This window comes from Streptomyces sp. W1SF4 (assembly GCF_003950035.1).
GTDB classification, from domain to species: Bacteria; Actinomycetota; Actinomycetes; order Streptomycetales; family Streptomycetaceae; genus Streptomyces; species Streptomyces racemochromogenes.
Genome location: NZ_CP034350.1, coordinates 6,923,855 through 6,949,107 on the forward strand (window position 1 = coordinate 6,923,855; position 25,253 = coordinate 6,949,107).

The window sequence follows — 25,253 nt, forward strand, 5'->3', positions numbered from 1 at the left end:
CCTGGACGGTGATCGACCGTCGGCCGGGCCCGGGGCGCGTCCGCGGACACCCCCTTGCGCCCGATCCGGTCGAGGACGGCGCAATCCGGACACGACCCTACCGCCCGGGCCCGCGGGCGACGCCGCCGGGGTGTGGCCGGGGTGCGACGGGAGGGACTGCGGGCAGTCGGAACACAAACAGCGGATCGGCCGGAAACGGTCGGCCGTGATCGTGTATGACTGCGGAGGCACGAGCTCGCGGCAGGGAAGGACCAGCCATGACGACGCACCCGCACCTCGCCGGGATCCTCACGGACCTCGACGCGGTGATCGCCGAAGCCCCCGCCGACGCGACCGGCGCCCTGTGGCGGCTGACCGGAACCGGGCGCGGCCTGGACGCCAACCTGATCCGGCTGCGTCCGGGAACGGTCATCGCGGAGCACGCGGAGCCCGCCCTCGACGTCCTGCTGGTCGTGGTGGAGGGCGGCGGCCGGCTCGACACCGAGGACGGCCCGCACCGGCTGCGCCCGCACACCGCCTGCTGGCTCGCGCGCGGCGCCCGGCGCTCCCTGACCGCCGGCCCGCAGGGGCTGGCGTACCTCACCGTCCACACCCGGCGCCCCGGCCTCGGCATCGGCACCGCCGAAGGCGGGGAGACGGCGTGCCTGCTGCACCGGGTCTGCCCCGACTGCGGCCGCCTCGCCACGGAGTCCGCCGCCCGCTACTGCTCCCGCTGCGGCACCCCCCTCCCGGACTGACCACCCCGGCCCCGGCCCGCCGCCCGGAACCTACCGGCCACGTCCGGAGCACTCGGGCCCGTTCGGCGGTCACAGTGGTCCCACGGCCCCTACGCTCGGAGCGGACACCCGGCCCCCTTCCCGGAAGGCAGGTCCCCATGCCCCGCACCCAGGTACCCGTCATCGACCTCGGGCCGTGGCGCTCCGGCGACCCAGCCGCCCGTTCCCGGACCGCCGCCCGCGTCGACGAGGCGCTCCAGACGGCCGGCTTCCTGCTGGTCACCGGGCACGGCGTGGACCCGGAACTGCCCGCCCGGATCCGCGAGGCCGCCCGCGCCTTCTTCAGGCTGCCGCCCGAGGCGAAGCAGCCGTACGCCGTGAGCGTCGGCGGGCGCGGCTGGCTCGGTCCCGGGGCGGAGGCCAACAGCTACGCGGAGGGGACGGCCTCGCCGCCCGACCTGAAGGAGTCCTGGTCCTGGGCGGCCGAGGAGCCGACGGGGGTGGCCGCGGTGGACGCCGAGTGGTTCCGCCCCAACACCTGGCCCGCCGAGGTGCCGGCGCTGCGGCCGCCGGTGGCCGAGTACCTGGCCGCCATGCGGGCCCTCTCGGACGAACTGCTGGAGCTGCTGGCCGTCGCCCTGGCCCTGCCCGCGGACCACTTCACCCGGCACACCGGGCACCCCACCTGGGGGTTCAACGTCAACTGGTACCCGGGTGCCGAGGTGACCGGCGAGCCGCTGCCCGGGCAGTTCCGCATCGGGCCGCACACCGACTTCGGGACGGTGACCGTCCTGGACCGCGAGAGGGGCGCGGGCGGCCTGCAGATCCACACCGACGAGGGCGGCTGGCAGGACGCACCCTGGGACCCGGCGGCGCTCACCGTCAACATCGGAGACCTGCTGGCCCGCTGGACCGGGGACCGCTGGCGGGCCGGCCGCCACCGGGTGCTGCCGCCGCCCGCGCACGCCCCGGCCGAGGAGCTGCTGTCGCTGGTCTACTTCTACGAGTGCGACGCGCACACCCGCGTCGAGTCCCTGCCCGCCCCGGTCGGCCGGGTGGCGCACGAGCCGGTCGACTCGCACGTCTACCTCCGGGCGAAGCTGGACGCCATCACGGTGCCCTGAGGGCGGCCTCCCGCGCGGTCCGGGCGGGCCCGATTACCCCTGGTCGGACCGCGTTCGGCAGGATGTGGGCATGACCGAGATCCGCACCCCCCGCCTCCTCCTCCGCCGCTGGACCGACGACGACCTCGTCCCCCTCTCGGAGATCCACGCAGACCCGGACGTGATGCGCTGGACCGGCGACGGCTCCGCGCTCGGCCTGGAGGAGACCGCCGACGCCATCGAGCGCTGGGAGGAGGAGTGGGACGACGAGGGCTTCGGCCTGTTCGCCGTCGAGCTCCTCGCCTCCGGCGAGCTGATCGGGGCCGTCGGCCTGTCCGCCGCCGACGACCTGCCCGAGACGCGGCACCAGGTGCAGATCAGCTGGCGCCTGGGCCGGCCCTTCTGGGGCCAGGGCTACGCCTCCGAAGCGGCCCAGGCGGCCCTGGAGTTCGCCCTCCAGGACCGGGGCCTCGACCGGGTCGTCGCCGTCAACCGGGTCGGCAACGAGGAGTCCGCGAACGTGATCCGCAAGCTCGGCATGGAGAGCGACGGGGAGACCTCCGACCCGGAGACCGGAGCCCGGGTCACCCTCCACAGCATCGACCTCAGCGAGTACGAGGCCTGAGCCGCCCCAAAGCCCGACTTTGGCACCCCATAAGATCCGGTTATGGGGTCATAACCCGGGGGCGGGTGCCGGGTTAGGGTGGCCTTAGTTTAGGGTTTCCTTGATCAGTCAGATTGTCGGTCGAAGGGAACCCAGTCATGCCTCGCTCTCTGCGGGTAGCAATCGTCGGTGCCGGCCCCGCCGGTATCTACGCGGCCGACGCGCTGCTGAAGTCCGAGGCGGCGGCCGACCCCGGTGTGTCCATCGACCTCTTCGAGCGGATGCCCGCGCCCTTCGGCCTGATCCGTTACGGCGTGGCCCCCGACCACCCGCGGATCAAGGGCATCATCACCGCCCTGCACCAGGTGCTCGACAAGCCGCAGGTCCGCCTCTTCGGCAACGTCGACTACCCCGGCGACATCTCGCTGGACGAGCTGCGCACCTTCTACGACGCCGTCGTCTTCTCCACCGGCGCCACCGCGGACCGCGCCCTCGGCATCCCGGGCGTCGACCTCGACGGCTCCTACGGCGCGGCCGACTTCGTCTCCTGGTACGACGGCCACCCGGACGTGCCGCGCACCTGGCCCCTGGAGGCCGAGAAGGTCGCCGTCCTCGGCGTCGGCAACGTCGCCCTCGACGTCGCCCGCATCCTCGCCAAGACCGCCGACGAACTGCTCCCGACCGAGATCCCGGCGAACGTGTACGACGGCCTCAAGGCCAACAAGGCCCTGGAGGTCCACGTCTTCGGCCGCCGCGGACCGGCCCAGGCGAAGTTCAGCCCGATGGAGCTGCGCGAGCTCGACCACTCGCCCAACATCGAGGTCATCGTCAACCCCGAGGACATCGAGTACGACGAGGGCTCGATCGCCGAGCGGCGCAAGAACAAGCAGACCGACATGGTCGCCAAGACCCTGGAGAACTGGGCGATCCGCGACATCGGCGACCGCCCGCACAAGCTGTTCCTGCACTTCTTCGAGTCCCCGTCGGAGATCCTCGGCGAGGACGGCAAGGTCGTCGGCCTGCGCACCGAGCGCACCGAGCTGGACGGCACGGGCAACGTCAAGGGCACCGGCCGGTTCACCGACTGGGACGTCCAGTCCGTCTACCGGGCCGTCGGCTACCTCTCCGACGAACTGCCCAAGCTGCCTTGGGACGTGGAGTCCGGCACGGTGCCCGATGAGGGCGGCCGCGTCATCGAGAACGGCGGGCACCTCGCCTCGACGTACGTCACCGGCTGGATCCGGCGCGGCCCGATCGGCCTGATCGGCCACACCAAGGGCGACGCGAACGAGACCGTGGCCAACCTGCTGGCCGACCACGCCGAGGGGCGTCTGCTGACCCCCGCCGCCCCCGAGCCGGAGGCGGTCGAGGCCTTCCTCGCCGAGCGGCGGGTCCGCTACACGACCTGGGAGGGCTGGTACAAGCTGGACGCCGCCGAGAAGGCGCTGGGCGAGCCGCAGGGCCGCGAGCGCGTGAAGATCGTGGAGCGCGAGGAGATGCTCGGGGCGAGCGGCGCCTGAGACCACGGGTGGGGCCCGCCGTCGGCGGGCCCCACCGGCGTGTCCGGGATCAGTCCCGGATGGCGGTGATCTTCCTGGTCGCCAGGTCGGCCTGGACGTGGACCGTCGTGGTGGTGTTCGCGCTCCAGGTCAGCGTGACCGCGGCGTTGGTCTTGCCCATCCCGCTGTCCACCGACGTCACCTTCCACTCGAGCGGCACGTTCTGGGCGCGCAGCACCCCGTCGGCGTGGTGGGTGTCCTCCCACTGCCGCAGCTCCCGCCGCAGGGGCTCCGAGAGGTAGAACGCGCGCAGCCGGTCGGCGGTGGCACCGTCCCCGTCGTAGACCGCGTCGACGTACGAGCCGTAGAAGTCGGCGATCCGGGTGAACGCCCCCTCGGGGCTGCCGGAGACGGACGGCGGCGCCGCCGCGGTCGCGGAGGTGCCCGCGGCGACGGCCAGGGACAGGGCGGCCGCACCCGCGGCGGCGGTGAGGGCGAGGGAGGTGACGCGCTTGGTCGGGAGCTGGAGCATGGGTCGTGGCCTTTCCCCGGGATCGCGTGCCGGTACGATTCCCGGCTGCCCCGGATGACGGACCCCGAACGCGCACCGGTTCTACTTGTCCCGGAAATGGCGAGATTTCGCCCGTACGGGCGATCCGTTCCGCCGCGTCGTGCGACGGCGGAATGCGGCGCCCCGCCAGGAGGTTGCGACGGACGCGACATCCGACTCCGTACGCACTGGAGAGCTCATGAAGATCGGCATCATCGGCGCCGGCAACATCGGCGGCAACCTCACCCGCCGGCTCACCTCGCTCGGCCACCAGGTCTCCGTCGCCAACTCCCGGGGCCCGCAGACCCTCACCGCCCTCGCGGAGGAGACCGGGGCCACCCCCGTCACCGTCGCCGAGGCGGCGCGCGGCGCCGAGATCGTGGTGGTCACCATCCCCTTCAAGAACATCCCCGACCTGCCCGCCGGACTCTTCGACGGGGCGGCCGAGGGCTTCACCGTCATCGACACCGGCAACTATTACCCGAAGCAGCGCGACGGCCGGATCGCCGGCGTCGAGGACGAGGGCCTGACCGAGAGCCGCTGGACCGAACGCCACCTCGGGCACCCGGTGGTGAAGGCCTTCAACGGCACCTACGCGGCGGACATCATCGACCGGGCGCGGCCCGCCGGGCACCCCGAGCGGATCGCGCTCCCCGTCGCCGGCGACCACGAGGAGGCCAAGAAGACGGTCCGTGAACTCATCGACGAGCTCGGTTTTGACACCGTCGACGCGGGCGGCCTCGACGAGTCCTGGCGCCAGCAGCCCAACACCCCCGTCTACGGGCTGCGCGGCGGCGTCGAGGCCGTGACCCGGGCCCTGGCCGAGGCGTCACCCGTTCGCACGGACGAGTTCCGCGGCTGATTCCGTACACCCGGTCGATGTAACGCTCTGCGTTTGCCCGGGACCCCTGTGCTACGGTCCTGGCAGTTGCAGGTGTGGTTCCCGCGGTTCTTCGGACGGGGTCAATCATCACGGCGACGCCGGGCCCGCACAGTGCGGACCCGGGTACGGCCCCGAAGGAGAATCGATATGGCGTCCGGCACCGTGAAGTGGTTCAACGCGGAAAAGGGCTTCGGCTTCATCGAGCAGGACGGCGGCGGCGCCGACGTGTTCGCCCACTACTCGAACATCGCCACCCAGGGCTACCGCGAGCTCCAGGAGGGCCAGAAGGTGAACTTCGACGTCACCCAGGGCCAGAAGGGCCCGCAGGCCGAGAACATCGTGCCCGCCTGAGGCTCCGGCCGGCTTCCCCGCGCCGCCGGGGTCCGCACCTGTGGGTGCGGACCCCGGCGGCGTGCGTTCCGGGCCGATTCCGGCCCGGGGAGCGGTCCCAGCGGGCAGACTGTCCGACGTGACGACAATGAGCAAAGGCGCCAACCTCCCGGTCGCCGCCCCCTCCGTCAGAGCCGTGCTCGGCTGGTCGCCCGGGCCGGGAGTGCCCGACGTGGACGCCTCCGCGCTGCTGCTGGCCGGCACCGGACGGGTCCGCTCCGACGGGGACTTCGTCTTCTACAACCAGCCGCGCCACGCCTCCGGCGCCGTACGCCACCGCGGCAAGCGGCCCGGCGCGGACACCCTCGACGTCGACCTCGCCGCCCTGGAAGGGGACGTCGAGCGGGTCGTGCTCTGCGCCTCCGCCGACGGCGGCACCTTCGGCCGGGTCCCGGGACTGCACCTGTGCCTCCTCGACGCCGTCTCCGGCGCCGAACTGGCCCGCTTCGACATGGAGGCCGGGCCGGAGACCGCCTTCGTGAGCGGCGAGCTCTACCGGAGGGCCGGGGCCTGGAAGTTCCGGGCCGTCGGCCAGGGGTACGCGAGCGGGCTCGCCGGACTCGCCACCGACTACGGCATCACCGTGGACGACGCCCCGCCGCCCGCGGCCGTCCCCGCGCCGGCCCCGCCGCCGCCCGCCGCTCCGGCTGCCGCCCCCGCTCGGCCGGCTCCCGCGCCCGCACCCGCGCCCGCTGCCGCCCCGCCGGCCGGTGAGGCGGTCGTGCGGCTGGTCAAGGGCGAGGAATGGCTCCCCGAGGACATGCGGGGACGGCTGTCGCTGCGCAAGAGGCAGGTGGCCGTCAGCCTGAGCAAGGCCGGCGCCCAGGGCGTCACGGCCCGCGTGGTCCTCGTCCTCGACGCCTCCGGATCGATGAGCACCCTGTACGCGCGCGGCACCGTCGCGAGCGTGGTGGAGCGGATGGCGGCCGTCGCCGCGCAGCTGGACGACGACGGCGAGATGCAGGCCTGGACCTTCGCCACCAACCCGGCCCGGCTGCCGGACCTCGCCGTCGGCGACCTGCCCGAGTGGCTGCGCCTGCACGTGCGCGTCGGCCAGATGAGCCTCTTCGGCCGCAAGAAGCCGCCGAAGGGCCTGGTCCCCGGCCAGGTCGACATGCGGCACGTCGGCTTCCAGAACGAGGAGCAGAAGGTCATCGCCGAGGTGCGGGACTTCGTGCGCTCCCACCCGGTACCGGCCCCGACCCTGGTCCTGTTCTTCTCCGACGGCGGGGTGTACCGCAACGACGAGATCGAGCGGGAGCTGCGGGCGGCCGTGGAGGAGCCGGTGTTCTGGCAGTTCGTCGGACTGGGCCGGGCCGGCTTCGGCGTGCTGGAGCGCTTCGACACCATGCCCGGGCGGCGCGTCGACAACGTCGGCTTCTTCGCCGTCGACGACATCGACAAGGTCTCGGACCAGGACCTGTACGACCGGATCCTGTCGGAGTTCCCCTCCTGGCTGCGGGCGGCCCGGCAGGCGGGCATCCTGCGCTGACCCGTCCCCGGGCGCGGGGAGAGCAGCAACGTTTCCCCGGGTGAAACGCGCGGCCAGTCGGGTGAGCCGGGCCCGCCCGGCCTGTCGCGCGGGGGCCTCCGGCGGCTAGACACCTGGGCGTGATCAAGGAACTCGCCGGCTCCCGGACGCGCCGCCGCCTGCGCCGCCCCGGTCGGCCCCCGTCCGCCGCCGTTCCGGCCCGCGCGTCCGGCGTGGTCCGGGTGTTCGCGGTGGCCTGCGCCGCTCTGGCGGGCTGGGCGGTGCTGGCGGGCTGTGCCGGGAAGGCCCCCGCCCCGCGGCCGGGCTCCGGCGCCGACCCCGACGAGCTGATCAAGGCCGCCACGCAGCGCCTCACCGACGCGTGCCTGACCCGCCAGGGGCTCGTACCACCCCGCGCCGGGCCCGTCCGTCCGCGCGACGCCGGCGACCGGCGGGTCAGCGCGGCCCTGTTCGGCGCGGGCCCGGCGGAGCTGTCCCTCGCGCTCCCCACCGGCCACGTCGTACGCGCCCACACCGACGGCTGCCTCGCCGCGGCGCAGCAGCGGCTCTACGGGGACCAGCCCGGCTGGTTCCGCGCCTCGGTGGTCGTCAACAACCTCCGGCCCGAGGCCGACCACACCCACCGCGACCTCGCCGAGGTGCGGGCGCGCCACCGCGCCGAGATCGCCGACTGGGAGCGGCTGCGCGCCCGTGCCGTCACCGAAGCCACGACCGTCCTCACGTCACCACCACCGAAGGGAAACCCGCCCGCATGAAGCGCTTCACCACCCTCCTCGCGACCGTCCTGGTCGCCACCGCCGGGATCCTCGCCACCTCGGCCGCCGCCGAGGCGGCGGACTGCCGCAGCGGCTACTTCTGCGTCTGGACGCACGCCAACTTCGACGGCATGAAGATCGAGCACAGCGGCGACGACTCCTGGTGGGAGGGCGACATGTTCAAGCAGGACTCCTCCTGGGCCAACCACGGCGTGTCCGGCCCGGGCGTGCCCGACCACGTGAAGGTGTACGAGGGCCGCAAGCACCTGGGCCGGGTGACGCTCTGTCTGGCCCCCGGCCAGGAGGTCGGCTACAACGCCGGCGCCAACGACCAGGGCGGCTCCCACACCTGGTCGACGGGCTGCTGACGCATCCCGGATAGGCTCGGCCCCGGCCGCCCGGGTCCGTACCGCCCGCCCGGCGGTACGGACCCGAAGGAAGGAAACACCACCATGCCCGGCCCCGCCGAGATCCGGATCCTGCGCGCCGCCGACCGGCCGGCCGCACCGTGGAAGAACGGCGGCGGCCTCACGCGCGAGATCGCGGCCCGGCCCGAGGGCGCGGGCACCGCCGACTTCGCCTGGCGGGTCAGCCTCGCCGAGGTGGAGGCCGACGGCCCCTTCTCGCACTTCCCCGGCGTCGACCGGATCCTCACCCTGGCCGAGGGGGCGGGCATGGACCTCACGGTCGGCGGCACTCGGCGGCTCGTCGGCGAGCGGTACGCGCCGCAGCACTTCCCGGGGGACCGGGCGACCGACTGCCGGCTGCTGGGCGGCCCCGTCGTGAACTTCAACGTGATGTACCACCGGGACAGGGTCCGGGCCCGCACCGCCGTCGTACGGGGCGAACTCGCCCTCACCGCGCTGCCGGACGAGACCCTGCTCGTCGTGGCCCTCGAGGGCCCGGCGGCGCTCCACCACCCGGGGTTCCAGGAGGCCCGCACCGAGCTCGGCCCCTACGACGCCGTCCTGCTGCGGGAGTTCCCGGCCTGTGCGATCCGTACCGAGGGGCGGGTGGCCGTTGTGGGATTGCACTCCACGGCCCGGGTGGATTGAGTCACCGCCCGACGGATTTCCGTCAATGACCTTGTACGCATGGGTCAAGGGACGGTAAAGCCGGGTACCGTCGCGCATGCTTTCGAACATACGCACTTCGAACATCTCTCCCGAGGTCGCTCCCCCCAACCGTGCCGTGCACAGGGCGGGTTCGACCAGCCGGCGCACCCTGCTGCGCACCGCCGTGGCCGGCACCGCGACCGCCGGATCCGTCCTCGGCCTGGCCTCCGCCTTCCCCGCCTCCGCCGCCCCTCCGGCTCCCGCCACCGGATCCCGTCCCCAGACCCCCGAGCAGGCCCTGCGCGAACTCGCCGCCGGCAACCGCCGCTGGCGCACGTACCGTCAGGAGCACCCCCACGAGTCCCCGTCGACCCGGCTGCGGCTCGCCAAGGGACAGAGCCCCTTCGCCGTCGTCCTCGGCTGCGTGGACTCCCGGGTCCCGCCGGAGCTCGTCTTCGACCAGGGCCTGGGCGACCTGCTGACCGTCCGCTCGGCGGGCGAGGTGCTGGACGAGGCGGTGCTCGGCAGCATCGCCTACGGCGTCCTGGAGCTCAGGATCCCCCTGGTGCTGGTCCTCGGCCACCAGTCCTGCGGGGCCGTCGGCGCGGCCGTCCACGCCGACGAGACCGGCGAACGACTGCCCGCGCACATCCAGTACCTGGCCGATCAGATCAGCCCCGCGATCGACCGGACCCAGCACGGCGACGCCCGCGTCCGCGCCACCATCGACGCCCACGCCCGCCGCACCCGCGACCGGCTGGCCGCCGAACCGGACCTGGCGCGCGCCGTCGCCGCCGGGAAGCTCGCCATCGCGGCGGCCCGCTACGACCTGCACGACCAGCGGGTGAACACCCTCAACTGACGTCCGGCCCCAACCGACGTCCGGCGGGGGAGGAGTGGCAGCTTCCGCCGTGCGCCGGGCAGAATCGAACGGTGATCACGACCGAACCCGGGACAGACCCCTTCGACGAACACCGGCGGCTGCTGTTCGCCACCGCCTACCGCATGCTGGGGACCGTCAGCGACGCCGAGGACATCGTCCAGGACGCCTGGCTGACCTGGAACAAGGCCGACCGCTCGGAGGTCCGCCACCCCAAGGCGTACCTCGTGCGCACGGTCACCAACCTGTCCCTGAACCGGCTCACCTCCGCCCGCGCCACGCGGGAGGAGTACGTCGGCCCCTGGCTGCCGGAGCCCCTGCTCACCGAACCCGACGTGGCACAGGAGCAGGAGCTCGCCGAGAGCGTCTCCACGGCGATGCTGGTCGTCCTGGAGACCCTGGGCCCCGTGGAGCGCGCCGTGTTCGTGCTGCGCGAGGTCTTCGGCTACTCCCACGCCGAGATCGCCGGCTTCCTCGACCGTCCGGAGCCGGCGGTCCGGCAGATCTCCAGCCGGGCCCGCAAGCACGTCGCGGAGCGCCGCCACCGCTACGACTCCGACAGCGCGGAGCGCGAGCAGATCACCCGGCGCTTCCTGAAGGCCTGCGCCGGCGGAGACCTGAACGCCGTCCTGGAGATGCTGGCCCCCGACGTCACCGCCTGGTCCGACGGCGGCGGCAAGGTCACCGCCGCCCGCCGCCCGCTGTACGGCGCGGACCACGTCGGCCGGTTCCTGCAGGGGGTGCTGGCCAAGCCGGCCATGGCCGGGGTCACCGTCGTCCCGGCGGTCATCAACGGCGAGCTCGGCGTCCTCGCCCTGGCCGGGGACGAGCCGATCGGCTCGCTCACCTACGACCTGGAGGGCGGTCTGATGCGCAACATCCGCATCCAGGTCAACCCCGACAAGCTGGCGGGCCTGCGCCGCTGACGGGCCGTCGGTGCGGGGGCCGCCCGCCGGACCGCCACCCGGGGCGGCCCCCCGTGTGACCGGCCCCACACGCAGGAAGCCGCCCCGCCCGTCACATCCGCGGGGCGGCCCGGGTCAGAGGGGTATGACCACGAAGAAGACCGCCCTCGCCGTCCCGCTCGCCGCCGCCCTCCTGGCCGTCGCCGCCACCGCCACCGCCGCCGTCCCCGCCGCTGCCCACACCCCCTGGGACAGCGCCTGGGGCGCCGCCCCGCAGGCCCCCACCCACACCGACTGGTTCCCCAACTGGTCCGAGGAGGGCTTCCGCGACCAGTCGGTGCGCCAGGTGGTCCGGGCCGGCGCCGAGGGCTCCGAACTGCGCGTCCGGCTCACCAACGCGTACGGGAAGACCCCGCTGCGGCTCACCGGCGCGACCGTCGCCCGCAGCGCCGGCGGTGCGGCCGTCCAGGCCGGCTCCGTACGCACGCTGCGCTTCGGCGGCGCGGGAACGGCCACCGTCCCGGCGGGCGGCACGCTCGCGAGCGACCCGGTGGCCCTTCCCGTCAAGGCCTTCGAACAGCTCACCGTCACCCTCTGGTTCCAGGGCCCCACCGGCCCCGCCACCTTCCACAACGTGGCCATGGGCACCTCCTACCGGGCCGACGGCGACCACCTGCGCGACACCGCGGGCGACGCCTTCGCGGCCCCGGGAAACCAGAGCTGGTCCTGGTACCACCTGGCCGGGATCGACGTGAGGGGCGGCGGCGCGGGCGGCGCCCGCCGAGCGGTCGTCACCTTCGGCGACTCCCTCACCGACGGCTTCGGCGCCACCCCCGGCGCCGACCGCCGCTACCCCGACGCCCTCGCGGAACGCCTCGCGGGCCAGGGCCGGCCCCGCCCCGTCCTGAACGCCGGGATCGGGGGCAACAAGGTCCTGAACGACTCGCCCTGTTACGGCGAGAGCGCCCTGCACCGCTTCCGCCGCGACGCGCTCGGCCGGCCGGACACCGGCACGGTGATCGTCCTCCAGGGCACCAACGACATCATCCAGCCCGACGTGCCGCAGGACCGCTGCACGGCCGGCCCCCGGGCCACCGCGCAGGAGATCATCGCCGGTCACCGGCAGCTGATCCGCGAGGCCCACCAGCGCGGGGTCCGGATCCTCGGCGGCACCCTCCCGCCCTACGGCGGAGCCCCGTACTGGAACCCGGCCGCCGAAGCCGTCCGGAACGAGGTCAACACGTGGATCCGCACCAGCGGGTCCTACGACGCGGTCGTGGACTTCGACCGGGCCGTCGCCGATCCGGAACACCCGCAGGAGCTGAAAGCGGAACTCGCCTTCGCCGACCGCCTCCACCTCAACGACGCGGGCTACCGGACGATGGCCGAGGCGGTGGACCTCAACTCCCTCTGACCGGCCCCAGGTCCACGGACGCCCGCGGCGCGCGACCGGTACCCGAGTCCGGCCCGAGCCGGACACCAATCGCGCGCTACCGGGTCTGACTACCTTGCAAAGACCCACCGCACGTCCAGTACCAAAGGGGCAGGCACGTGAACCACGCGCGCACCCGCCGCATCGCGGCATCATTCGAGGACCTCGTCGGCGGCACACCGCTGTTCCGGCTCCAGCTCGACGGCCTGCCCGAAACGGCCCAGGTCCTCGCCAAACTGGAAGCGGCCAACCCGCTGTCCAGCGTCAAGGACCGGGCCGCCCTCTTCATGATGAGAGCCGCCGAGGAGTCCGGTGCCCTCCAGCCGGGCGCCACCGTCATCGAGTCCACCTCGGGCAACACCGGCATCGCCCTCGCGGCCCTCGCCGCCGCCCGCGGCTACCGCTGCCTGATCGTGCTCCCCTCCAACGCCTCCCGCGAACGCGTGCTGACGCTGCGCATGCTGGGGGCGGAGGTGGAGTTCACCGACCACACCCTCGGCTTCCCCGCCTGCGTCGAGCGCGCCGAGCAGCTGCACGCCGGCATGCCGGGCTCCTGGTACGCGCGCCAGCACCAGAACCCCGACAACGTCCGCGCCCACTACGAGACCACCGGCCCCGAGATCTGGTACGACACCGACGGCCGCGTCGACTACCTGGTCTGCGGGATCGGCACCGGAGGCACCCTGTCCGGCACCGCCCGCTACCTGCGCGAGCGCAACCCGGACCTGAAGGTGGTCGCCGTCGAGCCCGCCGGTTCGGCGCTGCTCTCCGGCGGACAGCCCGGACCGCACGCCATCCCCGGCCTCATCGGAGGCTTCCTCGCCCCCGTCACCGACATCCACCTCATCGACGAGGTGATCACCGTCCAGGACGCCGACGCGGCCGCCACCACGCGCGCCATCGCCGCCCGCTCCGGTCTCCTCGTCGGGATCTCCGCGGGCGCCGCCGCGTACGGCTGCCTCGAACTCGCCCGCCGCCACGACCTGTCGGACGCGGTCGTCGCGACCGTCTTCCCCGACAGCGGCGAGCGCTACCTCAGCTGGTGGCCGCAGGAGGACACCGCCGGCCGGGGGTGACCCCGCCCCCGCCCCGTCCCACCCCCCGTTCCCACCCGAGTACGAGCCAGAAGAATTCCCTGCGGCCGCAGGGGGAGAAGAGAGCTGATGAACCCCGAGCGCACCCTGCTGCTGGTCGGTGCGACCGACGAGACCGTACGAAAGGCCCACGACCTGGGACTGAGCGTGCTGCTGCTCCAGCACCCCACCAAGGTCAGCGAGGAGCAGAACCGGCTCGCCGCGGCCGTCGAGGTCGTGGACTTCACGGAGTGGGAGCAGATCGAACCCCTCGTCCGGGCCTGGCACGAGAGCCCCGGCTTCGCCGCGGCCGTCTCCCTGACCGAGCCGGGGCTGGAGAACGCGGGCCGGATCAACGACCTGTACGGGCTCGGGGGGACCGGCTACGAGGTCACCGCCCGCATCCGGGACAAGGCCGCCATGCGGCGCTACGTCGCCGAGCACGACCCCGAACACGCGGTGGGCGCCCGGTCCCTGAAGACCCGTGAGGACCTGGACGCCTTCGGGGCCGACTACGGCTTCCCCTTCATCGTCAAGCCCGTCGACGCCACCGCCAGCATCGGCGTCATGCGCGTCGAGGGGCCCGGGGACGCCGACCGGGTGTGGGCCGAGGTCAGCCGGCTCTCCGGCACCCGCACCGACCGGGTCTCCTCGCTGTTCGTCCTGAAGGACTTCCTGATGGAGGAGTTCCTCGACGGACCCGAGTTCAGCGTCGAGTCCTTCAGCTTCGGCGGCCGCCACGTCATCGTCACCGTCACCGAGAAGTTCACCTCCGACGGCCACTTCGCCGAGCTCGGCCACGCCGTCCCCGCCCGGCTGTCCGACGCCGACGAAGAGGCGATACGCGAGGGCATACGCGGCTTCCTCGACGTGATGGGCCTGCGCGACGGCGTCTGCCACACCGAGGTCCGCCTCACCGCCAAGGGCCCGCGCGTCATCGAGGGCCACAACCGGATCGGCGGCGACTCCATCCCCGAACTGGTGCGCAGCGCCTTCGGCGTCGACCTGGTCACCCTCGCCGTCGGCGCCCCCTTCGGCCTGGTCGAGGAGCTCCCCGACCGGCCCCGGGCGCACGGCGGCGCCAGCGTCCGCGCGCTGATCGGCACCCCCGGCACCCGGGTCGAGTCCATCGCCGGGATCGAGGAGGCGCGCGCCGCGGAGGGCGTCATCTCCGTCACCCCCAGCGCCAAGCCCGGCGACGAGGTGCGCGTCCTGCAGGACAACTGGGACCGCCTCGGCCTGATCGCCGTCGCCGCCGAGGACACCTCCGCGGCCATCCGCCGCGGCGCCGAGGTGATCCGCGAGCACATCCGCATCACCCTCACCGGACCGGACGGCGAGACCGTCCTCGCGCAGCCGTCCGAGATCGCCCCGCGCGAGAACCTGCTGATCCTGCACCGCAACCCGCTGGAGCCGTTCCCGTACCGCTCCTGGCTGCCCGGCCACACCGGCGACATCGTCGTCCTCGCCGCCCGCGACAAGATCGAACTCGCGGGCGAGAAGGTGCCGGACGGCGACCTCGGCTACACCCGCCTGGAGATCTTCGACGACTTCGACGCGGAGGAGGTCGACGCCCGCGCGGCCGCGCTCATCGCCGAGCACGGCATCACCGGCGTGACCGCCCTGCACGAGGCCGACATGCTGCGCGCCGCCCGGCTGCGCGAGCGCTTCGGACTGCGCGGTGCCTGGCACGACGACGTGGTGCCGTTCCGCGACAAGGCGCTGATGAAGACCCGCGCGCAGGCGTCCGGCATCGACGTCGCGGCCTGGGTGCAGGCCCGCACCGCCGGCCAGGCGCGCGAGTTCGCCGCGGCCGAGGGCTTCCCCGTCGTCTTCAAGGAGCGCAGCGGATTCAACGCGATCGGCCTGCGCATCCTGCACGACGAGGCCTCCTTCGAGGAGTGCCTGACGGAGGTGTACGCCGGCGGCGAGCGCGACGACGTCCTGCTGGAGGACTTCGTCCCCGGCCGCATGTGCCACGTCGACGGCGTGGTGCGCGACGGCCGGGTCGCGATGGCCTGGCCCTCGCAGTACCAGTACGACCTCTCCTCCTTCGCCGCCGACCCGGGCCCGCGCATCGACCTCACCCTCGACGAGGACGACCCGGTCACCGCGCGCCTGCTCGACCTCGCCGAGCGGGTCCTGGCCTCGCTGGCCCCCGAGGGCTCCCGGCTGCGCGACCACGCCTTCCACATGGAGGTCTTCCACACCCCGGACGACCGCCTCGTCCTGTGCGAGATCGCCTGCCGCCCCGGCGGCGCCAAGATCCGCGAGGTGTTCCACAGCCTGTTCGGCGTCCACCTCGGCGGGTACGCCGTCCGCGCCGACGCGGGCCACGAGCTCCAGCCCGAGGTGCGCCGGGGCGACGACCCGGCCGGGCTGCCCAGGCCGCGCCACATGGCGGGGCAGCTGCTCATGATGAAGCGGCCCGGGCTGGTGCGCGAGCTGCCCGGGGTCCCCGGCCACGACTGGCTCGACGGGTTCTGGCTCTACGCCGAGGAGGGCCAGGTCATCGCCCCGGCCTCCGGCTCCTCCGACTTCCTCGCGGCCGCGGTGGGCACCGGCCCGACCCGCGCGGAGGTCGAGCGCAGGCTGCGCGAGCTCGGCGAGTGGGTGCGCGAACACAGTGTGATCGGCGACGCGTCATGAAGGGGGCCCGCCTGTCCGCGAAGACGCGGTACATGCTGGGGATGGTCGTCGACGCCACCGGCGCCGGCATGTACCTGCCCCTGTCGCTGCTCTACTTCCACCACGTGACGGGGCTGCCGCTCACCCAGGTGGGCACCCTGATGACGGCCGCCGCCGTGATCGGCCTGGTCAGCAACCCGGCGGCCGGCGTCCTCATCGACCGGTTCGGGGCCAAGGCCGTCGTCACCGGCGGGTACCTGCTGCGGGCCGCGGGCTTCTGCACGTACCCGCTGGTGGACAACGGCTACACGATGTTCGCCGTGCTCCTGCTGGTCGCGCTGGGCGACATCTCGTACCCGCCCGCGATCCAGTCGTTCATCGCCGAGTTCGTCCAGGGCACGGAGCGGGACAAGCTGCTCGCCGCGCAGCGCAGCCTGCGCAACGCCGGTCTGGGCGTGGGCGGTCTGGTGGCCGGCGGGGTCCTGGCCCTGGGCAGCGACGCGTTCTACTACGTGATCGTGATCGGCACCGCCGCCGGGTACCTGCTGGCGGCCGCCTGCTTCGGCTCGATCCCGATCGCGAAGTCGGCCGCCCCGGCCGCCCGCACCTCCCGCAAGGGCGGCTACCGGCTGGTGGCCCGCAACCGGCCGTTCCTCGCCCTGACCCTGCTCAACGTGCCGACGGCGTTCGGCTACACGGTGCTCGCCATCGGCATCCCCGCCTACGTCACCCAGGACCTGGGCGCGTCCACCTCGCTCGTGGGCGTCCTGTACGCCGTCAACACGGTCGGGATCGCGCTGCTCCAGATCCCGGTCACCCGGGCGCTCGTCGCCTACCGCCGCACGCGGGCGGTGGCCCTGGGCGCGGCCGTGTTCGCCTCGTCGTTCCTGGTGTTCGCCGTGCTCGCCGCGGTGGGCGACAAGACCGCCATCCTGATCGGCATCTTCGCCGCGACGGCCCTGTTCACGGCCGGCGAGCTGATGCACGGGGCGACGGCGTCGGCCCTGTGCGCGCAGGCCGCGCCGGAGGAGACGCGGGGCCGCCACCTCGCCGTGTACCAGCTCTCCTGGGCGGTGCCCAGCGCCCTGGCCCCGGCCGTCCTGACCGCCCTGCTCACCCTGTCGCCGCTGGCGATGTGGCTGGTCCTCGCGGCGGGCGCGACGGTCTCGGCCCTGGGCGTCCTGCGCCTGGAGCCGAGGCTGCCGCAGGAGGCGGTCCACCCGCGGCCGCGTCCGGTGCCGGAGGGCAGGGGCCTGCCCGCCGAGCCCGCGGCGGCCTGACCGCCCGGGGCGCGCCGCCCCCGTACGGAGCCCCCCGCCCGGACCGCGTCACCGCGGCCCGGGCGGGGGGCTCGTGCGCGGCCGGGGGACTCAGGAGGGGGTGCCCACCGGCATCGTCCCCATCGGCACGGTGCCCCTGGGGGCCGGGGTGCCCGAGGGCTCCGGGTGCGCGGACGGCCCCGGGATGGCGGCGCCGGTGCCGGCGGGGCTGGGCGTCGCCGCGCCGGCGGGGGCGCCCGTCAGGACCTCCACCTCGCCGGTGTCGAGGGAGTAGTAGCCGCCGACGACCACGAGCGACCCCTTCCTGACCAGGGGCGCCAGATCCGCGTTGGCGCGCAGGTCGTCGGCGGTCAGCTTGATCTGGGCGCGGATCATCCGGTCGACCGGGTCGCCGGTGCCGCCCTCCTTCGCCACCTGGAGGTACGCGGGCTTCAGGGCCTGCTGGACCGCCCGGAGGTTGCCCGGCAGGTCCTTCCCGTCGCGCAGGGCCTTGTACGCGGCCTCGATGGCGCCGCAGCGCTGGTGCCCGAGCACGAACACCAGCGGGGTGCCGCCGGTCACCGGCCCGTACTCGACGGAGCCGGTCACCACCGGGCCGACCGCCTGACCGCCGGTGCGCAGCACGTACAGGTCGCCGAGCCCGGTGTCGAACACCAGCTCGGGCGCCACCCGGGAGTCGATGCAGGAGAGCACCACCCCGAACGGCTCCTGGCTGTGCGCGACCAGCTCACGCCGCGTGGGGTCGCGGTCGGGGTGCTGGAGCGAGCCCTCCACCCAGCGCCTGTTGCCCTCCATCAGCCGGGCGAAGGCCGCGTCCGGCGTGGCCGGCGTGGCCGGCGTCGCGTTCGGCGCGGCGGCCTCGGGCCGTGCCGCCGTACCCGCGACCCGCGGGGTGCCGGCGGCCGTGCACGCCGAGAGCGCGCCCACCAGGGCGGCGAGGCCGCCCGCGAGCAGCGCCCTGCGGCGCGGTGGTCCTGTGCTGTCCATCGCACGTTCCTCCGATTCGTCGTGACCCTGGCGACTATCGGACGGAGGGCGGCCGGCAGCGGCGCAGGCGCGAGCGGCGGGAGCCCGCGTTCCCGCCGTCGGCGCACAGCGTCAGGGGTCAGGAATCGGGCAGCCGGCGCGCCGCGGTGGGGTGGGCGAGGGCCTGCTGGCCGCCGGAGGCGAGCATGCGCACCTCGTCCCGGTCGCTGATCTCCGCGCGGACGATGCCGGAGGCGTCGGCGTAGACCGGGTGGCCGCCCGGGCCGGACAGCTCCGTGCGCTCCACGACCACGGTGTCCAGGCCCGTCCCGTCGGCGCCGGGAAAGGTCAGCTCGTACCGTCGGACGCTCATGAGTCCATCGTGGGCGGTACCCCGCCGGACCGCCCTTCGGCTTTACCCCGGCTTTGCGAATGCCCCCGGCCCCGCGGAAGCTGCCCCAGGCAGGCCAGGGCCGCCGACGACAGGGCCTCCACCCCGGCCGGGAGGGCCGTGCGGACGTCCGGGGCGAAGTCCGGGGCGTGGTTGGCGGGGAGGCCCGCAAGCTTCGCCGCCGCGCCCTCCCCGGGCGCCGCCGCCCACGCGGCCGGCCCGATCACCCCCAGCATCCAGTACGCCAGCCGCACCCCCCGCGCCCCGTGCAGGGACCGCCCCGCGTCGCCGAACAGCCCGAAGTCCTCCGTGGCCAGCGACGGCGGCCACATCGCCACCCGCTCCGCCCCCAGCCGCGCCGTGTGCGCCGCCCGCACCGCGGCCGTCGTGGCCGGATCGGGGTGCGTGACGGGCGAGGAGCCCTCGCGGACGATCTCCGGCTCCCGGGGACAGCCCGACGCGGCGCACTCGGCGCGCACGATCCGCTCGACCGCCTCCGCCGCCCGGGCGAGCGCCGCCTCCCCGGCCGCCCGTACGGTGATGCCCAGCTCCGCCCGGTCGGGGACCACGTTGGGCCGCTCGCCGGCCCGCAGCGAGCCCACCGTCACCGCCACCTGCTCCGACGGCGCGGCCTCCCGGGCCACCACCGTCTGCAGCCGCGTCACCACGTGCGCCGCCGTCACCACCGGGTCCACCGTCAGGTGCGGGGCGCCCGCGTGCCCGCCGCGCCCGTGCACCACGACCCGGAAGGTCACGCTGCCGGCGGTCATCGGCCCGTACCCGTGGGCGACCATCCCGGCGGGCAGCGGGGCGGCGTGCTGCGCGAGCACCACGTCCGGGCGGCCCACCCGCTCGTACAGCCCGTCGGCGAGCATCGCCCGCGCCCCCTCCAGGGTCTCCTCCGCCGGCTGTCCCACCACCACCAGCGTGCCCCGCCAGGCCCCGTCGGAGGCCCCCGCGAGCAGCGAGGCGGTGCCGGCGGCCGCCGCCAGGTGCAGGTCGTGCCCGCAGGCGTGCGCCGCCGGGCCCTCGCTCGCGTACGGCAGCCCCGTGGTCTCCCGCACCGGCAGCGCGTCCAGCTCGGCGCGCAGCACCACCGTCGGCCCCTCGCCCCGGCGCAGCACCCCGGCCACCCCGTGCCCGCCGATCCCGCGCGCCGTCGCGTACCCCGCGGACTCCAGCCAGTCCGCGAACCGGGCGGCCGTGCGCTCCTCCCGGCCCGACAGCTCGGGATGCCGGTGCAGGTCCAGATACAGCGTCGTCAACGGCCGCAGCAGCGGCCGGAGTCCGGGGAGCGCGGGCGCGGATGCGGTCATGCCGACCATGCTCGGCCACCGGCCCCGGGCGGGACTGTCAAGGCGCTGACACTTCCTGTCAGGGGAGTGTCAGGAGATGAACAGGTGACGTGAAGGCGGCGCGGGTTCTCCTGGAAGGGCCCCAAGGGAAACCAACCGAAGGAGAGTCCCATGGAGAAGTCGCCGCTCGCCTCGCTCGCCGACGAGATCCTGGAGCTGGAGTCGGAGACCTTCGAGATCTCGGACTACTCGGACGCCAGCGAGGTCGTGCTCGCCGGCTCCACGAGCTGCAGCTCCACCTCGACCTGTTCCTCCACCACCAGCACCACCTCCTGCAGCGCCTGACACCCCCGGCGCCGCACCCGCAGACACCGGATGCCCCGGACCCCGAAGGAAGGGGTCCGGGGCATCCGGCGTGGCACGCGAGCGGCGGCGCGAAGGGCCCCGGGGCGGTCCCCGGGGCCCCGCACGGTCAGGGGAACGGGTGCGGCACCAGACGGACCTCCGCGTCCGTCAGCGGGGTGTCGCGCAGCCCCGCCCGCATCGCGGCCGTCCGCAGCCGCGGCATGTACGGGGCCCGCTGGCGCGACCAGCCGAAGTCGATCGGCAGCAGCCCCGGCACCACGGCGCACACCGTGCTCAGCCCCATCCGGCGCTGCTCCGGCGTGGTCTGGTCGACGACGACCACGTCGTGCCCGGCGTCCGTCAACTCCCGTACGCACAGCAGCAGGTCGTCCCGCAGGTCGCCGGTCCGCGGCCGCCCGCCGGACTCCCAGCCCGCGTACAGCTCCGCCATCGAGCGCACGCCGAGCGGCTCCCGGTAGCCGCGCACGTGCGGGGTCATCGCCGGCAGCCCGTACAGCTGGGCGTGGTCCTTCAGGTGCAGCACCTTGCGGAAGTCCCGGCTCATCGCCTCCAGTTCGCCGCGCCGCTCGGCCACCTGCCGGGGCAGGTGCGGGATGTAGGTGAGCACCTCCGACAGCGCCGCCTCCACCGCCGACGCCGGATCCAGCGCCGCGCCCGCGCCGAACGAGTACAGCCCCGGCCCGCCGTCCCGGCGCACGGCCAGCCCCGTCACCACCGGCACCGCCAGGTCGATCCGGTTGTCGAAGGCGTGCACGTCGTACCCCTGCAACGCCGCCCGGTCCACCATCATCCGCACCGCCGGACCCGGTACCGAGTCCAGGTCGATCTCCGTCAGCCGCTGCCCCCCGTACCAGGCGAGCAGGAACGCGTCCCGCTCGATCAGCTCGAGCAGCGCCCCGAGCAGTGCCTCCTCCGGGCAGCCGCCGATGGCGCAGCCGTTGGAGCACTCGAAGACGAAGTTGTCGGCGGCCAGGCCCGCGCTGTAGTACGCCAGCCGGGCCGGCACCAGCACCGGCCGGTCGTCACGCAGCGAGTGCCCGTACACCCAGGGGATGGGCCGCTCCGGGTCGAAGGGCGACACCAGCGGGTCGTCCCGGTAGGTCTCCGGCGGATAGAACCCGCACTCCGCCGGGTCCAGGGCCCGGTCGCCCAGCTCCGCGTACGAGGCGGTGAGCGCCTCCGTGCCGGTGCGCCGGTGGGTGCCCGCGTACCGCTCCAGCCCCTCCAGGAACGCCAGGTCCCGGCTGGCGGAGAAGCTGTTGGCCTGCCCGCTCCAGGTGACGTCCGTCAGCCCCGCGTAGCCGCGCATGAAGACGCTGCCCGCGACCGGGGCGGTGGTCGGCGAGGTCACGTTGATCCACGTGCCCCCGCCCAGCACCCCGGTCACCGGATTGGCCAGCGCCTCCCGCGGCACCGGGTACGAGGACGCCTTCCGCAGCCGCTGCGCGTCCGGGTCCGGCTTGGGCCGGGACGCGGGAGTGAAGGGAGCCGGCGCGGCGGCGGCGCGCGGCCCGCAGTCGGGGCACAGCGGGTCGGCGGCCAGCGGGTACGTGCGCACCTGGAGGGTCTCCAGGTCCAGCCGGGACACCTGGGGCAGCGCCCGGTCGGCCGCCACCGCGCCCGGGGCCCGCGCCTCGCCGCCCGCCACGGCGGCGTGCAGCGCCACGACCGCGTCCCGTACGTACGGCGACAGCCGCGGCCACCGGGCCGAGACGGGGGTGCGCGGCCCGGTCCCGGTCTCCAGCGCGTCCCGTTCGCTCCTGCTGCGCAGCCGCTGCCAGCGCATCGCCAGGCACTGCCCGCAGGCGGGGGCGGTGCCGTCCCCGCCCCAGGGCCCCACCAGCACCGCCTGCGCGCCTAGGTGGACGGTGGCGGCCGGGCGGACCCCGGCGAACGGGTCGCCGGTACGCGGCCCGAGGGCGTCGTGCACCCCGAGCGTGACCACGTACGGCGCCGCCGCGCCCGGGGCGGCGGCAGAGGCCAGGGCCCGCTCCAGCCGGCGGCGGGCCTCCTCCAGCGCGGTGCCGTCGGGGGCCGCGGCCGCCCGTACGGTCTCCGTCGCGGTGCCGGTCATGACTGGTCGCTCCAGCGGAAGGTCTTCAGCCCGATCGCGCCGAACAGGAGGGCGAAGCCGGCCAGCGCCGCGCAGCCGATCCCGATCGAGGCGAGGGAGCCGGTGCCGGTGAGGGCCCCGGAGGCGGCGTCGTTGAGGTAGCGCAGCGGCAGCACCCGCGAGACCGTGCGCAGCCAGGACGGCATCATGTCGAGCGGCAGGAAGGAGCCCGACAGGAACGCCATCGGCACCATCATGCAGTTGGCGATGGCGGCGACGGCCTCGGGAGTCCGCGCGTAGTTGCCGACGATCACCCCGATGGCCATGAAGGCGGTGATGCCGAGGACCAGCGCGGGCAGCACCAGCGGCCACCGCCCGTCCAGTTCCAGCCCGAAGCCGGGCAGCATGGCGACCGCGACGAACACCGCGGCCTGCACCACGCCGACCACCAGCGCCAGTACGTAGCGGGAGGCCAGCACCGTCGTCAGCGGCGTCGGGCTGAGCCGGATCAGCCGCAGCAGGTCGTCGCGGCGCCACTGCATCAGCGTGAACGCGATTCCGAACACGGCGGCGTTGGCGACGCCCCAGGACATCACGCCGGGCGCGATGTACGAGATGTACGGGCGGCCGCTCTGCTCCACGTCCTGCCCGCTGAAGATCAGGCCGAAGACGACGAGGAACAGCAGCGGGAAGGCGAAGGTGAAGAACAGGGTGGCCTTGTCCCGGACCTGGGCCCGGTAGCCGGCTGCGGTCAGTGCCGTGTAGGCGCTCATGCGCGGGACTCCAGGGTGTGTGCGGGCGTGCCCTCGGCGGGGGAGCCCTCGGCGGGGGAGCCGCCTGCGGCGGGGGAGGAGCCGCCGGCCGCGGCGTTGCCGGTCAGCTCCAGGTAGACGTCCTCCAGGGTGGCCGTACGGGTGATCACCCCGTCGAGCCCGGTGAGCGCGTCGACGGCCTGGAGCACCTTGCCGGGGACCGACGTCTCCAGCACCAGCGAGCCGCCCTGCTCGCCGACCCGGTCCACGCCGTCCAGCACGGCGGCATCGGCCGGTGTGATCCGTCCCTCGGGGACCAGCAGCCGGGTCCGGGCCCCGGCGGAGGTGATCAGCCGGTGCGGGGAGTCCAGCGCGGCGATCCGGCCGCCGACGAGGATGGCCACCCGGTCGCACAGGGCCTCCGCCTCGTCGAGGTGGTGGGTGGTGTAGACGATGGTGCGGCCCTCGCCCTTCAGGGCGCGCAGCACCTGCCACAGGTCCCGGCGGGCCTGCGGGTCCAGCGCGGCGGTCGGCTCGTCGAGGAAGATCAGCTCGGGGTCGTGGACCAGCGCGGAGGCGATGGCGAGCCGCTGCCGCTGGCCCCCGGACAGGTTCTCCACGAGCACGTCGCGCTGCTCGGTCAGCCCGACCAGCGCCAGCGAGCGGTCCGCGGCGGCCGCGTCCTTGCGGTACAGCCCGGCGACGGTGACGAGGTGCTCGCGCGCGGTCTGCCGGACGAAGAACGCCGAGGCCTGGGTCTGGACGCCGATCCGGGGCAGCAGCGCCGTGTTGCGCGGCCAGGGGGCGTGCCCGAGGACCTCGACGGTGCCCGAGTCGGCCTGGCGCAGGCCCTCGACGATCTCGATGAAGGTGGTCTTGCCCGCCCCGTTGGGGCCGAGGAGTCCGAAGAACTCGCCGCGGCGCACGTCGAGGGAGAGCCCGTCCACGGCCTGGCGGTCCCCGTAGCGCTTGCGGACCTCCCGGACGGCGACGGCGACGGGCGCGTCGGGCGGCGGAGTGCGGTCAGTTGTCATGGGCGTGCGGTTCCCTCGGTGTCGGAATCGGATGGGGGACGGAGATGGGGCCGGGGGTGTCAGACGGTGAGTACGACGGCGGCCGCGAGCCCCGCGGCCAGCAGCAGGACCAGCACGGCCGAGCCGATCCCGTAACCGAGGTACAGCCGCCGGGCCCGTACCGGGTAGGCGGCCGCGGCGGCCTTGTCCCGCATCCGCAGCCGCAGGTACGCCGAGCTGGCGGGCGCCAGCCGGGTCACGCGCAGCGCGTGCCCGAGCAGGGTGTAGCCGTCGAGCGGCGGCAGCGGGACGAGGTTGACCAGGGCCTGCGCGCTGCCGAGGAGCAGCAGCGCGCCGAGCACCCGGCGGGTGGGGTCGCCCGCGGGGAGCGCCGCCCACCAGGCGCAGAACGGCAGCAGGAACAGCAGGTTGGCGAAGGCGCCCGCGCCGGCCACGGCCAGCTGGTCGCGGCGGCGCGGCAGGTAGCGGTAGTTGTCGACCCGGCAGTACATGATCACCATCGGCAGCCGCCAGCGCAGCCCGATCTCCCCGACGGTGCCGCCGACGTGCCGGGCCGCTATCCCGTGGGCGAACTCGTGCAGGGCCGTGCTCAGCCACAGCAGCGAGGCCACGGCCAGCAGCGGCGCCGGACGCCCCAGCAGCCACCACAGGTCGCCGGACAGGGTGCCCGCCGAAGCCGCCAGCCACCCCTCCATCGCCAGGAGGACCAGCAGCAGCCCGCCCAGCACCGCCGGCCGCAGCACCGGCCGCAGGACGCGGTGCAGCCAGGCCGTCGTGGCGTCGGCGTCCGCGACCAGCCGCAGGGTGCCGCGCAGCAGGGTCCCGGTCCGCTGCGGCCCGGGGCCGGCCTGCGCCTGCGGAGCCGGGCCGCCGGCCAGCAGCCGCCGGGTGCCGAGCAGCCCGAGCAGCTGCTGCCAGTTCCGCTCGCCCAGCCGCCGCCCGAAGGCACGCCCGTACGCCTCGCCGATCTCCGCCAGGCTGCGCGAGCCGTCGAGCCGCGACACGAGGAAGTACTCCTTCGGCCCGATCTCGAACGCCGCCCCGGACACCGGGTCCTTGACCAGGTGCACCACGGCCGCGCCGTTCAGCAGCGGCGGCGACAGCAGGACCCCGGCCCGCAGGGCGGGCCGGTGGCCGAGCATCTCCGGGGG

At 74.4% G+C, this 25,253-nt stretch carries 25 protein-coding genes; 17 read left to right on the forward strand and 8 right to left on the reverse strand.

Annotation, left to right across the window (positions count from 1 at the left end):
• The first annotated feature begins 257 nt into the window (after window positions 1-257).
• From D1J60_RS32105 to D1J60_RS32120, 4 genes are all read left to right on the forward strand, one after another.
• Window positions 258-737: a hypothetical protein gene (locus D1J60_RS32105; RefSeq protein WP_125603133.1), complete on the forward strand. Its 480-nt coding sequence runs from the start codon at window positions 258-260 to the stop codon at window positions 735-737.
• Window positions 738-874: 137 nt separating this feature from the next.
• Window positions 875-1,840, forward strand: coding sequence for a 2-oxoglutarate and iron-dependent oxygenase domain-containing protein (locus tag D1J60_RS32110; protein WP_125823526.1), 966 nt, complete (start codon window positions 875-877; stop codon window positions 1,838-1,840).
• Between the two features lie 70 nt (window positions 1,841-1,910).
• Entirely contained in the window at window positions 1,911-2,444 is a 534-nt protein-coding gene (locus D1J60_RS32115; protein WP_125603135.1) for a GNAT family N-acetyltransferase, read from the forward strand.
• Between the two features lie 137 nt (window positions 2,445-2,581).
• A complete protein-coding gene (locus D1J60_RS32120) occupies window positions 2,582-3,943 on the forward strand; it encodes an FAD-dependent oxidoreductase (protein WP_125823527.1) in 1,362 nt (453 codons plus the stop codon).
• Window positions 3,944-3,992: 49 nt separating this feature from the next.
• Here the strand turns inward: D1J60_RS32120 and D1J60_RS32125 are convergent, their stop codons facing one another.
• Window positions 3,993-4,454 (reverse strand): hypothetical protein, encoded by a 462-nt coding sequence (locus D1J60_RS32125; protein ID WP_125823528.1) that lies wholly within the window; start codon window positions 4,452-4,454, stop codon window positions 3,993-3,995.
• Window positions 4,455-4,593: 139 nt separating this feature from the next.
• On the opposite strand from D1J60_RS32125, the gene D1J60_RS32130 reads away from it, so the two are divergent.
• The 12 genes from D1J60_RS32130 to D1J60_RS32185 all read left to right on the forward strand — a co-directional run bounded on the left by D1J60_RS32130 (window position 4,594) and on the right by D1J60_RS32185 (window position 17,245).
• Window positions 4,594-5,334, forward strand: coding sequence for an NAD(P)-binding domain-containing protein (locus tag D1J60_RS32130; RefSeq protein WP_277607519.1), 741 nt, complete (start codon window positions 4,594-4,596; stop codon window positions 5,332-5,334).
• Window positions 5,335-5,502: 168 nt separating this feature from the next.
• Window positions 5,503-5,706 (forward strand): cold-shock protein, encoded by a 204-nt coding sequence (locus tag D1J60_RS32135; protein WP_007268031.1) that lies wholly within the window; start codon window positions 5,503-5,505, stop codon window positions 5,704-5,706.
• Between the two features lie 127 nt (window positions 5,707-5,833).
• On the forward strand, window positions 5,834-7,237 hold the full coding sequence (locus D1J60_RS32140; protein WP_125824315.1) for a VWA domain-containing protein: 1,404 nt from the start codon (window positions 5,834-5,836) through the stop codon (window positions 7,235-7,237).
• 119 nt (window positions 7,238-7,356) lie between these two features.
• Window positions 7,357-7,992, forward strand: coding sequence for a hypothetical protein (locus D1J60_RS32145; RefSeq protein ID WP_125823530.1), 636 nt, complete (start codon window positions 7,357-7,359; stop codon window positions 7,990-7,992).
• Entirely contained in the window at window positions 7,989-8,360 is a 372-nt protein-coding gene (locus D1J60_RS32150; RefSeq protein ID WP_125823531.1) for a peptidase inhibitor family I36 protein, read from the forward strand. Before D1J60_RS32145 ends, D1J60_RS32150 begins: the two co-directional genes overlap by 4 nt.
• 84 nt (window positions 8,361-8,444) lie before the next feature.
• Entirely contained in the window at window positions 8,445-9,047 is a 603-nt protein-coding gene (locus D1J60_RS32155) for a HutD family protein (protein ID WP_125823532.1), read from the forward strand.
• Window positions 9,048-9,123: 76 nt separating this feature from the next.
• On the forward strand, window positions 9,124-9,909 hold the full coding sequence (locus D1J60_RS32160) for a carbonic anhydrase (protein WP_125823533.1): 786 nt from the start codon (window positions 9,124-9,126) through the stop codon (window positions 9,907-9,909).
• A gap of 71 nt (window positions 9,910-9,980) precedes the next feature.
• Entirely contained in the window at window positions 9,981-10,853 is an 873-nt protein-coding gene (locus D1J60_RS32165) for an RNA polymerase sigma-70 factor (protein ID WP_125823534.1), read from the forward strand.
• A gap of 124 nt (window positions 10,854-10,977) precedes the next feature.
• A complete protein-coding gene (locus D1J60_RS32170) occupies window positions 10,978-12,246 on the forward strand; it encodes an SGNH/GDSL hydrolase family protein (RefSeq protein ID WP_125823535.1) in 1,269 nt (422 codons plus the stop codon).
• Between the two features lie 137 nt (window positions 12,247-12,383).
• Window positions 12,384-13,340, forward strand: coding sequence for a cysteine synthase family protein (locus D1J60_RS32175; RefSeq protein WP_125823536.1), 957 nt, complete (start codon window positions 12,384-12,386; stop codon window positions 13,338-13,340).
• An 87-nt stretch (window positions 13,341-13,427) separates the two neighbouring features.
• A complete protein-coding gene (locus tag D1J60_RS38320; protein ID WP_241253476.1) occupies window positions 13,428-15,986 on the forward strand; it encodes an ATP-grasp domain-containing protein in 2,559 nt (852 codons plus the stop codon).
• Window positions 15,983-17,245 (forward strand): MFS transporter, encoded by a 1,263-nt coding sequence (locus D1J60_RS32185; RefSeq protein ID WP_125823537.1) that lies wholly within the window; start codon window positions 15,983-15,985, stop codon window positions 17,243-17,245. The genes D1J60_RS38320 and D1J60_RS32185 overlap by 4 nt, the downstream gene beginning before the upstream one ends.
• A 90-nt stretch (window positions 17,246-17,335) precedes the next feature.
• Here D1J60_RS32185 and D1J60_RS38750 read toward each other — a convergent pair whose 3' ends face one another.
• The 3 genes from D1J60_RS38750 to D1J60_RS32200 all read right to left on the reverse strand — a co-directional run bounded on the left by D1J60_RS38750 (window position 17,336) and on the right by D1J60_RS32200 (window position 19,918).
• Window positions 17,336-18,232 (reverse strand): carbonic anhydrase, encoded by an 897-nt coding sequence (locus D1J60_RS38750; RefSeq protein WP_277607520.1) that lies wholly within the window; start codon window positions 18,230-18,232, stop codon window positions 17,336-17,338.
• 118 nt (window positions 18,233-18,350) lie between these two features.
• Window positions 18,351-18,584 (reverse strand): DUF6296 family protein, encoded by a 234-nt coding sequence (locus D1J60_RS32195; protein ID WP_125823538.1) that lies wholly within the window; start codon window positions 18,582-18,584, stop codon window positions 18,351-18,353.
• Window positions 18,581-19,918: an amidohydrolase gene (locus D1J60_RS32200; RefSeq protein WP_125823539.1), complete on the reverse strand. Its 1,338-nt coding sequence runs from the start codon at window positions 19,916-19,918 to the stop codon at window positions 18,581-18,583. Before D1J60_RS32200 ends, D1J60_RS32195 begins: the two co-directional genes overlap by 4 nt.
• A 150-nt stretch (window positions 19,919-20,068) precedes the next feature.
• On the opposite strand from D1J60_RS32200, the gene D1J60_RS32205 reads away from it, so the two are divergent.
• Window positions 20,069-20,242 (forward strand): thiazolylpeptide-type bacteriocin, encoded by a 174-nt coding sequence (locus D1J60_RS32205; protein WP_007268044.1) that lies wholly within the window; start codon window positions 20,069-20,071, stop codon window positions 20,240-20,242.
• Between the two features lie 127 nt (window positions 20,243-20,369).
• Here D1J60_RS32205 and D1J60_RS32210 read toward each other — a convergent pair whose 3' ends face one another.
• Genes D1J60_RS32210 through D1J60_RS32225 form a run of 4 tightly spaced genes read right to left on the reverse strand, consistent with a single transcriptional unit; the run spans window position 20,370 to window position 25,244 of the window.
• A complete protein-coding gene (locus D1J60_RS32210; RefSeq protein ID WP_206436607.1) occupies window positions 20,370-22,337 on the reverse strand; it encodes a TOMM precursor leader peptide-binding protein in 1,968 nt (655 codons plus the stop codon).
• A complete protein-coding gene (locus D1J60_RS32215) occupies window positions 22,334-23,089 on the reverse strand; it encodes an ABC transporter permease (protein WP_125595287.1) in 756 nt (251 codons plus the stop codon). The genes D1J60_RS32210 and D1J60_RS32215 overlap by 4 nt, the downstream gene beginning before the upstream one ends.
• The gene (locus D1J60_RS32220) at window positions 23,086-24,102 is read right to left on the reverse strand and encodes an ABC transporter ATP-binding protein (protein ID WP_241253477.1); all 1,017 of its coding nucleotides are present in this window, start codon (window positions 24,100-24,102) and stop codon (window positions 23,086-23,088) included. The genes D1J60_RS32215 and D1J60_RS32220 overlap by 4 nt, the downstream gene beginning before the upstream one ends.
• 59 nt (window positions 24,103-24,161) lie before the next feature.
• On the reverse strand, window positions 24,162-25,244 hold the full coding sequence (locus tag D1J60_RS32225; protein ID WP_125824318.1) for a M50 family metallopeptidase: 1,083 nt from the start codon (window positions 25,242-25,244) through the stop codon (window positions 24,162-24,164).
• Window positions 25,245-25,253 lie beyond the last annotated feature (9 nt).